Below are 14,468 nucleotides of genomic sequence, written 5' to 3'. Positions count from 1 at the left end.
GAAATTAGATTTAAACACCCTACCTTATAAGCTATGCCGTATTGAAAAGATATTAGCGTGAATTACCCCTCCAATTCTGATAAAATCCGCGACCTAAAAATTGATACGCAAGCAAGTTGTCGTTCATTTAGAGAGCGACATTGAAAAACCGGTCAAAAAGCCGGTTGAAAGACCGGTTGAAACAACTATCCCAGAGAACAGCCTGGGTTTTTCCTGCAATTTCCTAATTATTGAGTGTGCAAGACGTAGTGACTGACATAGATTCAAACGCCAGCAAAAAAGTTATTGTCGGAATGTCCGGCGGTGTAGATTCATCCGTTTCAGCTTACCTGCTTCAACAGCAGGGGTATCAGGTTGAAGGGCTTTTCATGAAAAATTGGGAAGAAGATGACAACGACGAATATTGCGCCGCAGCTGAAGACTTAAAAGATGCCCAAGCAGTCGCTGACAAGCTTGGCATGGAACTGCATACAATCAACTTTGCTGCAGAGTACTGGGATAACGTATTCGAATATTTCCTTGAAGAATACAAGGCGGGTAGAACACCAAACCCCGACATTATGTGCAACAAGGAAATTAAATTTAAAGCGTTTCTAGAATTTGCGGCAGAAGACTTAGGCGCCGACTATATTGCAACGGGTCATTATGTACGCCGTCGCGAGGTTGACGGTCAATGGCAAATGCTGCGCGGGTTAGACAACAACAAAGACCAAAGCTACTTTCTTTATACACTAGGCGAAGAGCACGTCGCCAAAACGTTGTTTCCAGTAGGAGACATTGAAAAGCCACTGGTTAGAAAAATAGCTGAAGAACAAGGTCTAATTACCCATGATAAAAAAGATTCCACTGGCATCTGTTTTATCGGTGAACGAAAATTCAAAGACTTTTTAGCGCAGTACCTGCCTGCACAGCCAGGTATTATTGAAACCGCTGAAGGTGAGGAAATAGGCAAGCACGAAGGCTTGATGTATCACACATTAGGCCAGCGTAAAGGGCTTCATATTGGCGGCCTTGCCAAATTTGGTGAAGACCCATGGTACGTAGTAGATAAAGACGTAGCACGTAACGTCCTTATTGTAGGTCAAGGTGCAGACCACCCTCGTCTCTATTCAAAAGGTTTAGTGGCGAAACAGCTACACTGGGTTGACCGCGAAAATGTGAGTGCACCGTTTAAAGCTATGGTGAAAACACGATATCGCCAGGCTGATATCCCTTGTACCATCACGCCGAAAGACAATGACACTATCGAAGTCATGTTCGACGAGCCACAAAAAGCCGTTACTCCAGGCCAATCAGCCGTTTTTTACCTCGATGAAGTATGTTTAGGTGGCGGTATTATTGAGAGCTATATCCGATAATGTTAGATGCAGATATTGAAGATAACTTAGCCCTTGCTGGTGTATGCCAAGCGGCAGCGCTTGTTCAGCAACTGGCAAGAAAAGGTACAGCAGATAATGACGCCATAGAGGCTAGCTTATCAAGCATCCTTGTTACCGACCCAGAAACACCACAGCAGGTGTTTGGTCAACTGAGCAACCTACAGTTGGGATACTCTACGCTGGTTTCACAACTATCCGACAAGCAGGCAACCAAAGATACAGAGCTTACTCGTTACATTGCGAGTATTCTTGGCCTTGAGCGCAAGCTAGCACGCAAATCAAAAGCCATGCACGAGCTAGGCGACCGCATTTCACACGTTCAGCGACAGCTTGCCCACGTGGACTTTCAAAATCCACAAATTGTGTCTTCTCTTGCAAGTATATACAGCGATGTTGTTAGCCCGCTTGCACCGAAAATTCAGGTTGCAGGCAATCCCGACTACCTAAGCCAACCGGGTACCCAACATAAAGTGCGGGCAATATTACTGTCAGGTGTTAGAGCGGCGGTAATGTGGCGTCAAATGGGTGGTAAAAGACGCAACATTTTGTTCAAGCGCAAACAAATTTTAAGTAGTGCTGTTAAAGCGCTCAGATTAATCAACTAGTGCCGTTAAGGCGCTCATACTAATAAACTAGTGAGGAGCTCAAGGTGGAACTGAGTCAGTTAACTGCAATTTCCCCTGTCGATGGTCGATATGCTGGCAAAAGCGTAGAATTACGCAGTATTTTTAGCGAGTATGGCTTATTAAAGTACCGAGTAGAAGTAGAAGTTCGTTGGCTACAAATGCTGTCGAACAACGAGCACATTGAGGAAGTTCCCGCTTTTTCTGAATCAGCAAATACGCTGTTAGACAGTATTGTGGCTGATTTCAGTGTTGAAGATGCCACTCGTATCAAAGATATCGAGCGCACCACTAACCACGATGTAAAAGCGGTTGAGTATTTTCTAAAAGAAAAGGTGGCGGATAACGCTGAGCTTTCAGCAGTTAACGAATTTATTCACTTTGCATGTACATCAGAAGACATCAATAACCTTTCTCACGGACTTATGCTTAATGAAGCCCGCGAAAGCGTTATATTACCTTACTGCGATAAACTCATAGATGCGCTTATTACACTAGCGAAAAAGTATCAATCGGTACCTATGATGGCAAGAACACACGGCCAGCCTGCATCGCCTACCACTATGGGTAAGGAAATGGCAAACGTGGCTATCCGCCTTAAGCGCCAGCGCACGCAAATCGCAAATGTAGAGTTGTTAGGTAAAATCAATGGTGCTGTGGGTAATTACAACGCTCACTTATCTGCGTATAAAGATGTAGATTGGCACAGTGTGTCAGAAGGCTTCGTAACATCGCTAGGCCTAACGTGGAACCCATACACTACGCAAATCGAACCCCACGACTACATTGCCGAGATGTTTGATGCTATTGCCCGCTTTAATACTATCCTTATCGACTTTGATAGAGATGTATGGGGCTACATTGCACTGGGTCACTTTAAGCAAAAAACCGTTGCCGGCGAAATTGGTTCATCAACTATGCCGCATAAAGTAAACCCTATCGATTTTGAGAACTCAGAAGGCAACCTAGGTCTGGCCAACGCTATTTTTGATCACCTAGCCGCTAAGCTGCCTATTTCTCGTTGGCAGCGTGACCTTACCGATTCAACCGTTTTGCGTAATTTAGGTGTGGGTGTGGGTTATGCAGTAATTGCATACCAAGCTACGCTTAAAGGCATCAGTAAGCTTGAGGTAAACGAAAAAAGCCTCACTAACGAGCTTAATAATAATTGGGAGCTTCTTGCTGAGCCAATTCAAACCGTGATGCGTCGCTATGGTATAGAAAAGCCCTATGAAAAATTAAAAGAGCTGACTCGCGGTAAGAAGGTAGATGCTGACGGTATCGCAGCTTTTATTGATAATCTTGAAATGCCAGAGTCTGCAAAAGATGAGCTAAAAGCACTAACGCCAGCTAATTACATTGGCGATGCGATTAGGCTTGTAGACCAGCTGTAACAAGTGTAAATACTAGGGTGTATTAGCCCTATCAAAGCGCGGTTATTTACCGCGCTTTTTTCTTTCTCTCTTTCCTTTTTTAGCGAGCCTTTTTAGCGAGACACTATATGCAAAACTTTGATATCGACACATTTCTCAACGAATACTGGCAGCAGAAACCTGTTGTACTCAAAGGTTTTTTTAAAAACTTTGCCGACCCTATTGATGAAAACGACCTCGCGGGCTTAGCACAAGAGAGTGAAGTAGACAGCAGAATAATCAGCCATGACAATGGGCAATGGCATGTAGAAGAAGGGCCAATACAAGACTTCGAGCGCGTATGCCAAGGACACTGGACATTACTCGTTCAAGGTGTGGACAAATACATTGGGGACGTAACCCCCCTGCTCGCGCCTTTCTCATTTATTCCAAATTGGCGCCTTGACGACCTAATGGTTAGTTTTGCTACAGAAGGCGCAGGCGTTGGTGCTCATATCGATCAATACGACGTATTTTTAGTGCAGGGAAAAGGCTCTCGACGGTGGCGAGTAGGCGAACCAGGTAATTATGCTGAGATACATCCCCATGGAAAGCTTCGTCAAATTGAAGATTTCTCCCCCATAATTGATGAAACAATGATGCCCGGCGATGTGCTTTATGTACCGCCAGGTTGGCCTCATGACGGTAAAACAATAGAAGACAGCTTGACCTATTCCGTTGGTTATCGTGCACCTGATAATCTTCAGCTTGCAGAAAGCCTGGCGATGATGCTTGATAAAGGAACGGGCAACCAGCGTTTTAGCGACCCTTCTCGCCCTGCCACAGTACAACCCGCAAAAGTTATTGCTGGCGATGTGAATGCGCTAAAACAACAGTTAATCGACACCATTAATTCAAAGGATTATACCCACTCACTGTTAGAAGCAATGAGCGAACAAGGTATTCCTGAGTTTCCATTAGAACAAGAAGTTAGCATTGAGCAAGTGTCTAACGACCTTGCAACGGGCCTAAGCTTTCAGCCCGCACCAGGTATAAGACCATTGCTGTGCGATGGTACGAACGGACTACCGCTAGCTTTATATGTCAATGGTAGCCGATTTGATGTGACCGAGAACGATATTGAGTGGTATGAAATACTTGCCTCAGGCAACACGTTCGATGCCACGTCGAGCCAAGATGCCCCCTCTTTTGCATTTTTGCAGACATTAACTACACTTATTAATAACGGATATTGGGAATAGTTAATAGGGTGGAATGCCACTATGGCGTTTACGGTAAAAAGCGTCGACTGGGAAAATGGAAAGCCAATCATTCAATCACTCAGAAAAAGTGTGTTTGTAGTTGAGTGGCGAATTCCGCAGGCCAGTGAATTTGATGATCAAGACAGCACGGCAACGCACGTTCTTATTATAGACGGGGACGACGAAGCGGTTGCCACTGCAAGGCTCACTAGAGGGGGCGAATTAGGGCGAATAGCAGTGAAACGAAGCCATCGAACCCTGTCTATTTATAAAACGTTATTTGCCGCGCTTCTTAAAACTGCAAAACAACAGTCTTTTCCTACACTCAATGTGGTGTGTAACCTCGACAGCGTTGCCTATCATCGCTCAATTGGTTTTAAACCCGCGGGTAGAGTATTTATGGATGCAGGCGTGCCAAGGCAACGTCTTAAATGTAAGGCTAAACAGTTTCCCCTCCCCGACGTTACCCAGTTGCACTGACACCACTTTTACTACTGCTAGTGTATTCAGTGCCCCCTCTTCCAAAGAACGATATCTACACTTGGTTACATTTAACTTATTGGCTTTTACCTAACTAAAGCGCATTATTCAGATATATAAAGTACGAACACATGCTTTTAGTAGTAACAGCGTTTTTGTCGTCTTTGTATCAAGACATATTCAGCGGGATAGATAAACATGAAGACAGTGCGATTAACCATTGGTGGGTTGCTGCTAATCAGCGGTATTATCCTTACCTTATTACCTGGCTCTATTCTCCTTGTACTTGGGGGGTTGATGCTGCTCAGTTACGATTGGCCCCGCGCTCGCGGATGGCTTAAGTTTAGCCAAAAATCGATGACAACCAGTGCGAGAAAATTAGACCGCATAATGTTAATGCGTCGGTTAAGAAAGTAGCGCTGAAAAACGAGGCTAACTAGCAGTTAACTAGCCGAGCTCTGAACACGAGCTCTGAACAAGTACTATGAACAAGTACTATGAACACGAACTATGAACATAAAAAAACCGCTCAATTGAGCGGTTTTTTCGTTTTACTTTTGGCGTTTACTGTCCGTGCTTTTCAGCAAGGTACAACCATGTTTCGACTACTGAATCAGGGTTTAACGATACAGAGTCAATGCCCTCAGCCACTAGCCAGGCTGCAAAGTCTTCGTGATCCGATGGACCCTGTCCACAGATACCCACGTACTTGCCACGCTTCTTAGCGGCTCTGATTGCCATAGACAACAGGGCTTTTACTGCATCATCACGTTCATCGAACAAGTGAGCAATAAGACCACTGTCACGATCTAGCCCCAAGGTAAGTTGGGTAAGGTCGTTAGAGCCAATTGAGAAGCCGTCAAAGATATCTAAGAACTGGTCAGCAAGCAGTGCGTTTGACGGTAACTCACACATCATAATGATGCGCAGACCTTTGTCGCCCTTCTTAAGCCCTTGCTCTTCTAGAAGCTCAATAACTTTACGTCCCTCTTCAACGGTTCTCACAAATGGGATCATGATTTCCACATTCGTAAGGTCCATCTTGTTGCGAACGCGCTTTATCGCTTCACACTCTAAAGCGAAACAGTCCCTGAAGTCTTCTGAGATATAGCGGCTTGCACCACGGAATCCCAGCATTGGATTTTCTTCATCAGGCTCGTACTGATAACCACCAACAAGGTTGAAGTATTCATTCGACTTAAAGTCAGACATACGAACGATAACTTTTTCAGGCGCAAATGCTGCACCAATGGTTGAGATACCCTCAACAAGTTTCTCGATGTAGTATTCCGTAGGCGACTCGTAACCCGCTATCATATCGGTAATTTCTTCTTTTAACTCTTCAGGCTGGCTGTCGAAGTTAAGAAGGGCTTTAGGGTGAACGCCTATCATTCTGTTGATGATAAATTCTAAACGGGCAAGGCCTACTCCTGCATGAGGAAGACGTGCAAAGTCGAATGCGCGATCCGGATTGCCCACGTTCATCATTACGTTAAGCGGAAGGTCTGGCATAGAATCGATGCGTGAGGTCACAACATCAAACTCAAGCACGTCACCATAGATGTAACCAGTATCACCCTCTGCGCACGACACGGTAATTCTATCGCCGTTTTGAATGCTGTCTGTTGCGTTAGTACAACCCACAACCGCAGGGATACCCAGCTCACGAGCAATGATTGCTGCGTGACAAGTTCGTCCACCGCGGTTGGTCACAATCGCTGATGCTTTTTTCATGATAGGTTCCCAATCAGGGTCTGTCATGTCGGTAACTAACACATCGCCCGCTTGGATCTTATCCATCTCTTCGATAGAGCCTAAAACTTTCGCGACGCCTGCACCAATTTTATGGCCAATAGCGCGACCTTCGCAAACAATGTTGCTTTGGCCTTTAAGCTGGAAACGCTCAATACTTTGAGAATCTTCACGGCTACGAACTGTTTCTGGACGAGCCTGTACGATGTAAAGCTTGCCGTCTACACCGTCTTTGGCCCATTCAATATCCATAGGACGCTTGTAGTGCTTTTCAATGATCTGTGCTTGTTTAGCTAGCTCCATCACCTCATCGTCGGTTAACGAGAAAGTTTTACTCTGAACTGGCTCAATATCCACAATTGAAACCTGCTTGCCGTGAGCTTCATCATCAGAATAAATCATTTTAGTAAGCTTGCTGCCAATGTTACGACGAACAATAGCGGGTAAACCTTTATCCAGGGTTGGCTTGTGCACATAAAACTCGTCAGGGTTTACCGCACCCTGAACAACCATTTCGCCTAAACCAAACGAGCTAGTGATGAACACAACATCTTCAAAGCCTGACTCAGTATCGATGGTGAACATAACGCCTGAAGACGCGATATCACTGCGCACCATGCGCTGAATACCTGCCGATAGCGCAACACCTTTATGGTCGTAACCTTGGTGCACGCGATAAGAAATGGCGCGGTCATTAAACAATGAAGCAAATACGTGTTTAATGGCTACCATCACTGAGTCGTAGCCTTTCACGTTCAAAAAGGTTTCTTGTTGCCCAGCAAATGACGCATCTGGCATGTCTTCTGCGGTAGCTGAAGAACGAACTGCAAAAGAGGCCTCATCTCCTGCATCACCCTGCAAAGTGACAAATGCATCTCTGATAGCGTCTTCGAGTTGTGGTTGGAACGGCGTGTCGATAATCCATTGGCGAATGTTCTTACCCGCTTCAGTAAGTGCGCCAATATCGTCAACGTCTAACGCATCTAGCGTTTCGTGAATTTTTGCCTCTAACCCGCTCTGTTCTAAAAACGCATTAAACGCTTCGGCGGTTGTTGCAAAGCCACCTGGCACCTGCACACCGGCGTTTGAAAGGTTTGAAATCATCTCGCCCAATGATGCATTTTTGCCGCCTACGCGACCTACATCGTGCATGCCCAGTTCTTGATACCAAAGTACGTAATCTTGCACAGCCCAAGCCTCCAGCTTTTTTTTGTGTAGGGTATGAGGTTAATCTCAGGTTTTATTGATTTTATTACCTGAAAAAATTCAATTCGTTAGTCGAAATGTTGATAGCCATTACTTTTCGCGCGACATCGTAAGTCTGTTTTAAATGGTCGTCATTCGCGATAAGCGTCTGGCTTTTCGACGAAATCATCATAGAATGGGCGTATTAAGAATGTAAACTCTTTATTAATTCTGTAATTAAATTACGACAATGTTAAGGATATGTTGTGAGAACAGCTTTTTATATTTCAGATGGTACAGCCATCACATCAGAGGTGTTTGGTCACGCTCTACTATCATTATTCCCCGTTGAGTTTAATCACAACACCATCCCATTTGTAGAAACTGAGGAAGAAGCGCAGAAAGTTTTAGAACAAATTTCTGAAAGTTTTCAAGATACCGGAGAACGACCGCTCGTTTTTTATACAATTGTGAATGTAGATGTTCGCAAAATTATCTCTAAATCGGTCGGTATTAACTACAATTTCCTCGACCAATTTGTTGCTCCATTAGAAAAAGTGCTTGGCGTGCCGTCAAAACCAGAAAAACATCGCACGCACAGTATTCACGAAACAACCTACGATATTCGTATTGAGGCGGTAAATTACGCATTAGCGAATGATGATGGCTCAAACTTAAAAGACTATGACGAAGCGGATATTATTCTCACAGGTGTATCTCGCTCAGGAAAAACACCAACAAGTTTATATTTGGCTCTTCAGTTTGGAATAAAAGCCGCTAATTACCCGTTTACTGAAGAAGACATGGGAGACATGCTTAAGCTACCTCCAGCGTTAAGACGTTTTAAAAACAAACTGTTTGGTTTGACTATTCAGCCAGAACGTTTGCATCAAATACGCTCTGAGCGACGTGCCAACAGTAAGTATGCATCGATGCAGCAATGTCGGATGGAGTTAAGAGAAGTGGAAAATTTGTACCGCAAAGAAAAGATTCCTTTTTTGAACAGTACTAAGTATTCCATTGAAGAAATATCAGCAAAGATCTTAGCCGAAACCGGACTTAAGCGAAGAAAATATTAGTAATGCTATATGCGGTATAAGAACAGGCTGGGAAATAGCCGTTTACAGTCAATATAAGCTAAAACGAAAAAAGCAGCCTAGGCTGCTTTTTTCGTCATTACATTATATGGCTTGTTATCTTGCCGTATACTCTAACCTTTTACTATTAGCTTCTGCTTTAGCCCTTTACGTTAAGTTCTTTTTCTAGTCTTTTAATCAAAGCTAAGCCTCGCTGCGCTAGGCAACACTAAGACCGTAAACGAGTTAACGTTTGTTTCAGCTCTGCCAAATATTCCTCAAAAGGCTTCCATTGTTCCATACCTGTTTTGTAAATAGGCTGGCGAACTTGCTCTGAGCTTGGGGTTTTGATAACCCGCTTTGTTTCATAAAATGAGAGGCAACTTTCTTCAAAAGGAAGGTCGCAAAACGCGAGTATGCGCTTTACCTGCCCTTCTAGATCATCAAGCACATCTTCATGCTGCACCGTTAATATTTCACCGGGAAGTACTGATTTCCAATGAGTCATTAACGCTTTATAAGCGACATAGTAACGGCCAATATCGTCTTGTCCGTAGCTGAACTCTTGCCCTTCCCCAAACAATTGCTTAAAGCCGCTGAAGCAACAATCCATGGGCGCCCTGCGAGCATCAATAATTTTTGCGTTAGGAAGTATTTTTTTGATAAGGCCGATATGAATAAAGTTATTCGGCATTTTATCAATAAAAAATGGAGCACCCTGACGATAAGCTTGAGTTTGATCAATATATCGCTGACCCAGTGCCTTACACGCTTCATCGTCTAATTCATTTACATTAAACGGATAAGGCGTTTTTTTATGACTCAGTGAAGAAGCAATTCCCAATACGTCATGCAGCTCCATAGTGCCATCTACCATAGAATGAGAGGCCAGTATTTGCTCAAGTAAGGTTGAGCCAGCGCGCGGCAGGCCGACAATAAAAATAGGGTCTGGTGCCTGACAGCCTTGGGCCTTATTAAAGCTTTCTGCATTAAAGGCCTCTTGCTGTGCTGCTAACGCCGCTTCAGTTCTTCCAATATCAAACTGTAAGGTTCGTTTTTTAAGCGCGTTGCCTAGGCTGTAATAGTGAAACGCGGTTTTAGCGTCTTTTCTATCTTCAAAACCTTTACCCAATGCAAAACAAAGATGAATTTTGTCATCTAATTTCGTCGACGCCAACGACTCCTGCTCAACCATTTTATCCATTGTTTTATCATCAAAACGGTAGGTTTTAGTATTGGCTAAGCTCCAGTAGGCATCACCAAAATCAGCGGCAAAAGCAATTGATTTTTGATAAGCGCTTACCGCTTGCTCCATGTTACCTTGCGCTTTGTAAGCATGACCCAGAGCAACCCACAACGCAGGGCGATCGTCATTGGCAGATAATAGTTCTTGGTATATGTGAATTGCCTCATCTAAGGAACCAATGCCTACCAGGGCATGAGCCAGTGAGACTTGCACGGTAAAATTATCCGGTGATAGCGCCAAGCGTTTTTTAGCCAGCGCCGCTGCTTCAGGAAATTTTCCTAACTTTGATAACAGGCTTTGAAAAGCCGCAGCGGCTCTGTCATTGTCGGGATACATTTCAACGCAGCTTTCTAATAAAAACTCAGCGTCGCTGTATACCTTTAATTGAATGCCTAATTCGGCAAGCAGCATCATGGCTTCGGGGTGATGCTTGTTATTAGTAAGAAACTGCCTGCAAACCTGTTCAGCCTTGTGTAATTGGCCTTCGTGCATTAAATCTGTAGCACCTAATAGCGGTTTTGGCAGTGAGGTTAAAAATTGAATTTGCTGCTGACACAATGTCAGTGCTTGCTTCTGGTCATCTCTTTTATACACTTTTTCGAGCTGTTGCCACGATGCAAGTAATGCAGGATTAAATCGAGTGGCTTGATAAAAGCTGTGGGCAGACTTTTTACCGTCTATGTTCGCGTAGCAGTAACCCAGTTCTTGAAACGCTCTTCCGTAATCTGGAAATAAAGCAATAACGTTATCAAGAGTAGCAATCGCATTTTGCGTGTTACCTGATAGCCTGTAGGCGACCGCTTGTAAATACAGCGCTTCACGCTGTGCATCACTGCTGAGCCCAGTTTCACCTGCGTTACTAGCTTCAATTAGACCAGCGTCTGTCACATTAGATTGAGTCTGTGCAGTCAGCAATTCACTACATTGCGTGATCACCGATTGAAAGTGAGACTGCATTAAAGTTTTCTTAATAGTAAGAAGTATTTGTTGTTCTTTTGTATTCATTTATACAGCATGCCTAAAAATAGAAAAAACGGCAAACCCGAAAGTTTGCCGTTTTAATTTTTTACCTATGGCTTAGCCAATGTCTCAAACAATAACTTAATAGTAGTCGTAAGAGAAACGCATTCCGATAGTGCGAGGTCTGTTTGTAACTACTTTTGGCGTAAACTGTTGCGTATCGATGTTTAACACCGCTCGCTCATCAAATACATTATCAATGTATAGTTCAGCTTTCCACACGTCGTTAGTAACACCTACTGCTAAGTTAGCAAGGAAGTATGACTCTTGAACATAACGGCCGCCTCGGAAGGTTTCACCGTTTGAATCTGCGTAAGTAACACCTTCATATACAGCTGCTTCTTGCTCTATTTTAAGACCAGAACCTGTGCCGTAAATATTCTGAGTGGCATCTTCCATTACGAAAGCATCCATTACCATGCCTGCATAACGGTCACCCGTGTAGCTTACAGAGCCGTTAACGTAACCACGCTTTCCGCCTTCAAGTTCAAAGAAGTAACGTGCGTTAATGTTACCAGAGAATTCTGCAGAGTAAGGTAGTTGTGAACCAACACCTGCCGCAATACCTTCAAGCTCAGAGTTTACGCTTGTTAGTTCCGTGTCTAATATACTAAATGCTGCATTAATAACTAGGTCGTCAGTGGCAAGCCACGTTAAATCAGCATCTAACCCTTTTATCTCAGCATCACCAACGTTATCAGTAAATACTAGGAATGAGATATTTGTGGGGTCGTAACGTGACGTTTGAAGGTCGGTAATTTCTGAGTAGTACGCAGTCGCGTTTACACGGAATAGACCGTCAAAGAAGTCGCCTTTTAAACCAAGCTCGTAGTTATCTAGCGTATCCGTTGTCGAATACACTGGAATACGGAAGTTGTTAAACTTACCTTCTTGGTTCGTTGACAAACCACCCCCAACACGGTTCGTTACTGGAGGACGGAAACCTTCAGAGTAGTTAGCGAATACGAGTACGTCTTTATTCACTTTATAATCGAGTGAAAATTTGAAAATGGTGTCGTCAACCGTTAGCACACCGTTGCTATCAAGAAGGTCTGTTTCTAATTGACCGCTTTGAATAGCTGCATTAACGGCATCAGGGTCTAAGCCCACTGCTGCTAATTCGTCAGCATCTTGGGTACCAAATGCACGAATTCGGCGAGTTACGTCCACAGTAGATGTTGAACCTACGTAGATATCGTCAATTTGATACCAACGAGCACCAATACTGGCAGTTAACTTCTCTGTTAGGTCGTACTCAACCTGGCCAAATACCGCTATCTGTTCAATAGTATGGGTAATGTCGTTAACAAAACTTACTTCAGCTGGGAATGGTCCGCCGTCGCTATTGATGCCTTCGTTACCAACTAGCGTGCGTTGAAGGTTATCAAAAAGTTCTGTGTTAGCGATTTTGAACTGGCCAACGGTGGCTACTTCTTGTTCGTCGTAGAACAAACCAGCAGTTACACGCCAAGGCGTATCCATAGTGGTATTGAAGCGCAGCTCGTGAGTATTACGTGTAGAAGAAGTATCTTCTTGATAATACTTAGTTGGATCTAGGCAACGCTCATCTGCAGCGTTATCCGGCGTATCATAGTGGTTACAAAGATAATATGCCGAGAACAAACCGCCGTTAGTGTAGCCCGTGTAGTCTGCTAATGTGTCGATATCACGGTCTAAATAACCACCGGTATATACAACATCAAGCTTGTCCATACGACCTTCAACGGTCCACGTTGTAAGACCGAATTCATCTCTGTTTTCATCTGCTTGGAAACGAATAGCAGACGTTTCGCCATCTAACGTTGGGTCGTAAGAAAATACACCTTCAGTGTCTAGCGTTTGCTGAGTATGCTGTACTAGCAAGTCCCAGTCGTCGTTGATGTGATACGACAAACCAAAACGAGCACCAGAGTAAACCGCATCATTGAAATCTTCTTCGACGAGTGCGTCGTTCTGAGGCGATACTACCGATGCTTCCGAACTTGAAGAAATGTTAGGGTTAGTAATGCGGTTAGCATCCATCGCCACTGGGTCGGCAAGTACACCACCAGAAATACGGTCAACAACAACCGCGCTTCCTATATAACCACCCTCACCAGGCACGTTTCTTACGTTGTCAATCCAACCACCTTGTTGGTCGTTGTACGCCGCTACGCGAACTGCTAGGTCGTCGGTAAGTGACATATTGAAGTAGGCCTGAACAGAGTTGCTCATCTCACCGTCTTTGGTGAAGCCAATGTTAGTGTCGAAACCAGCGCCAAAACCTGTATGGTCTGGTTTGTTAGTAATTAAACGAATAGTACCTGCCTGCGAGCTAGCACCAAACAACGTGCCTTGTGGCCCAGGTAGCACTTCAACACGCTCTACGTCAGTGGCGTAAACGTCAAGGTTACGACCTGCCATTGAAACAGGCATTTCATCTAGGTAGAAGGCTACCGAAGGCTGTAATGCTTGGACTGAAGAAAGCATTATATTTGATTGTGTTGTTGCGGCGCCGCGGATGTAAATCTCGTTTTGGCCAGGTCCCGTTCCTTGGAAAACAACGTTAGGTAGGAACTCGACGTACTCTTGGAAGTTATCAATGCCAAGGTTTTCCAAGGCTTTACCGTTAAGAGCTTGAACAGCAACAGGCACGTCTTGAATTGATTCAGTACGTTTTGTTGCAGTGACTTCAATAGTTTCGAGTTTCGCGGGTGCTTTCGACTCCTGCGCGGCTATAGATGTTGTTGCCAATGCAGCGACGATCGCACAGCTAAGCTGAGTTTTACGCATAATGTGTGTTTTCCCTTTGAAAATGGATTTTTTATTCTTCGGATACTGTTTACTTGAAACACGTATCAATAAGATCATCATTATTAACCCACAAACAGAAATTAATTTCTACTCTAACGATTAAGTTTCATGCAAAAACACCGAAAATATGAACTAATGACTAATAAAAAGCGAAAAAGCACACCTCAATTGCGCATTATATGAGAATTCTTCTTATTGTTAACTTCAAAGCTAATTATTTAAACTCATGTTTATAAAAACGAGAGTTTGCGGTATATTTGATAGCAATCGTTTAAACCAAACATAAGTGGAAGGATTTTT

The 14,468-nt window shown here is 43.9% G+C and carries 10 protein-coding genes; 7 read left to right on the top strand and 3 right to left on the bottom strand.

Going from position 1 to position 14,468, the window contains the following annotated elements:
- Positions 1-248 precede the first annotated feature (248 nt).
- The 6 genes from mnmA to JV36_RS0118440 all read left to right on the top strand — a co-directional run bounded on the left by mnmA (position 249) and on the right by JV36_RS0118440 (position 5,513).
- The gene (gene mnmA / locus JV36_RS0118465; protein WP_032096813.1) at positions 249-1,358 is read left to right on the top strand and encodes a tRNA 2-thiouridine(34) synthase MnmA; all 1,110 of its coding nucleotides are present in this window, start codon (positions 249-251) and stop codon (positions 1,356-1,358) included.
- A complete protein-coding gene (hflD, locus tag JV36_RS0118460) occupies positions 1,358-1,984 on the top strand; it encodes a high frequency lysogenization protein HflD (RefSeq protein ID WP_032096527.1) in 627 nt (208 codons plus the stop codon). The genes mnmA and hflD overlap by 1 nt, the downstream gene beginning before the upstream one ends.
- Before the next feature lie 44 nt (positions 1,985-2,028).
- Positions 2,029-3,396: an adenylosuccinate lyase gene (gene purB / locus JV36_RS0118455; protein ID WP_032096528.1), complete on the top strand. Its 1,368-nt coding sequence runs from the start codon at positions 2,029-2,031 to the stop codon at positions 3,394-3,396.
- A gap of 107 nt (positions 3,397-3,503) precedes the next feature.
- Complete coding sequence (locus JV36_RS0118450) at positions 3,504-4,616, top strand: cupin domain-containing protein (RefSeq protein ID WP_032096529.1); 1,113 nt, start codon at positions 3,504-3,506, stop codon at positions 4,614-4,616.
- 21 nt (positions 4,617-4,637) lie between these two features.
- Positions 4,638-5,096 (top strand): GNAT family N-acetyltransferase, encoded by a 459-nt coding sequence (locus JV36_RS0118445; RefSeq protein ID WP_032096530.1) that lies wholly within the window; start codon positions 4,638-4,640, stop codon positions 5,094-5,096.
- A gap of 198 nt (positions 5,097-5,294) precedes the next feature.
- Positions 5,295-5,513, top strand: a complete 219-nt coding sequence (locus tag JV36_RS0118440; RefSeq protein ID WP_032096531.1) for a PGPGW domain-containing protein — start codon at positions 5,295-5,297, stop codon at positions 5,511-5,513.
- A 147-nt stretch (positions 5,514-5,660) separates the two neighbouring features.
- On the opposite strand, the gene ppsA is transcribed toward JV36_RS0118440, so the two are convergent.
- On the bottom strand, positions 5,661-8,036 hold the full coding sequence (ppsA, locus tag JV36_RS0118435; RefSeq protein ID WP_032096532.1) for a phosphoenolpyruvate synthase: 2,376 nt from the start codon (positions 8,034-8,036) through the stop codon (positions 5,661-5,663).
- Positions 8,037-8,299: 263 nt separating this feature from the next.
- Between ppsA and ppsR the strand changes: the two genes are divergently transcribed.
- Positions 8,300-9,112 (top strand): posphoenolpyruvate synthetase regulatory kinase/phosphorylase PpsR, encoded by an 813-nt coding sequence (gene ppsR, locus JV36_RS0118430; RefSeq protein WP_032096533.1) that lies wholly within the window; start codon positions 8,300-8,302, stop codon positions 9,110-9,112.
- Positions 9,113-9,338: 226 nt separating this feature from the next.
- On the opposite strand, the gene JV36_RS0118425 is transcribed toward ppsR, so the two are convergent.
- Both JV36_RS0118425 and JV36_RS0118420 read right to left on the bottom strand, forming a co-directional pair.
- Entirely contained in the window at positions 9,339-11,312 is a 1,974-nt protein-coding gene (locus tag JV36_RS0118425; protein ID WP_052010252.1) for a tetratricopeptide repeat-containing sulfotransferase family protein, read from the bottom strand.
- Between the two features lie 144 nt (positions 11,313-11,456).
- The gene (locus tag JV36_RS0118420) at positions 11,457-14,147 is read right to left on the bottom strand and encodes a TonB-dependent receptor (protein ID WP_032096535.1); all 2,691 of its coding nucleotides are present in this window, start codon (positions 14,145-14,147) and stop codon (positions 11,457-11,459) included.
- Between the last annotated feature and the right edge of the window lie 321 nt (positions 14,148-14,468).

The organism is Alteromonas sp. LOR, from assembly GCF_000753865.1.
Classification (GTDB): domain Bacteria; phylum Pseudomonadota; class Gammaproteobacteria; order Enterobacterales; family Alteromonadaceae; genus Alteromonas.
The sequence above is the reverse complement of the archived record's forward strand: the minus strand, read 5'-3'. Positions and strand labels throughout refer to the sequence as shown.

What these genes read in the sequence shown, in the direction of transcription:
- hflD (WP_032096527.1), top strand. Translation starts at nt 1,358, where the DNA reads ATGTTAGATGCAGATATTGAAGATAACTTAGCCCTTGCTGGTGTATGC.
- JV36_RS0118450 (WP_032096529.1), top strand. Translation starts at nt 3,504, where the DNA reads ATGCAAAACTTTGATATCGACACATTTCTCAACGAATACTGGCAGCAG.
- JV36_RS0118445 (WP_032096530.1), top strand. Translation starts at nt 4,638, where the DNA reads ATGGCGTTTACGGTAAAAAGCGTCGACTGGGAAAATGGAAAGCCAATC.
- JV36_RS0118440 (WP_032096531.1), top strand. Translation starts at nt 5,295, where the DNA reads ATGAAGACAGTGCGATTAACCATTGGTGGGTTGCTGCTAATCAGCGGT.
- JV36_RS0118425 (WP_052010252.1), bottom strand. Translation starts at nt 11,312, where the DNA reads ATGCAGTCTCACTTTCAATCGGTGATCACGCAATGTAGTGAATTGCTG.
- JV36_RS0118420 (WP_032096535.1), bottom strand. Translation starts at nt 14,147, where the DNA reads ATGCGTAAAACTCAGCTTAGCTGTGCGATCGTCGCTGCATTGGCAACA.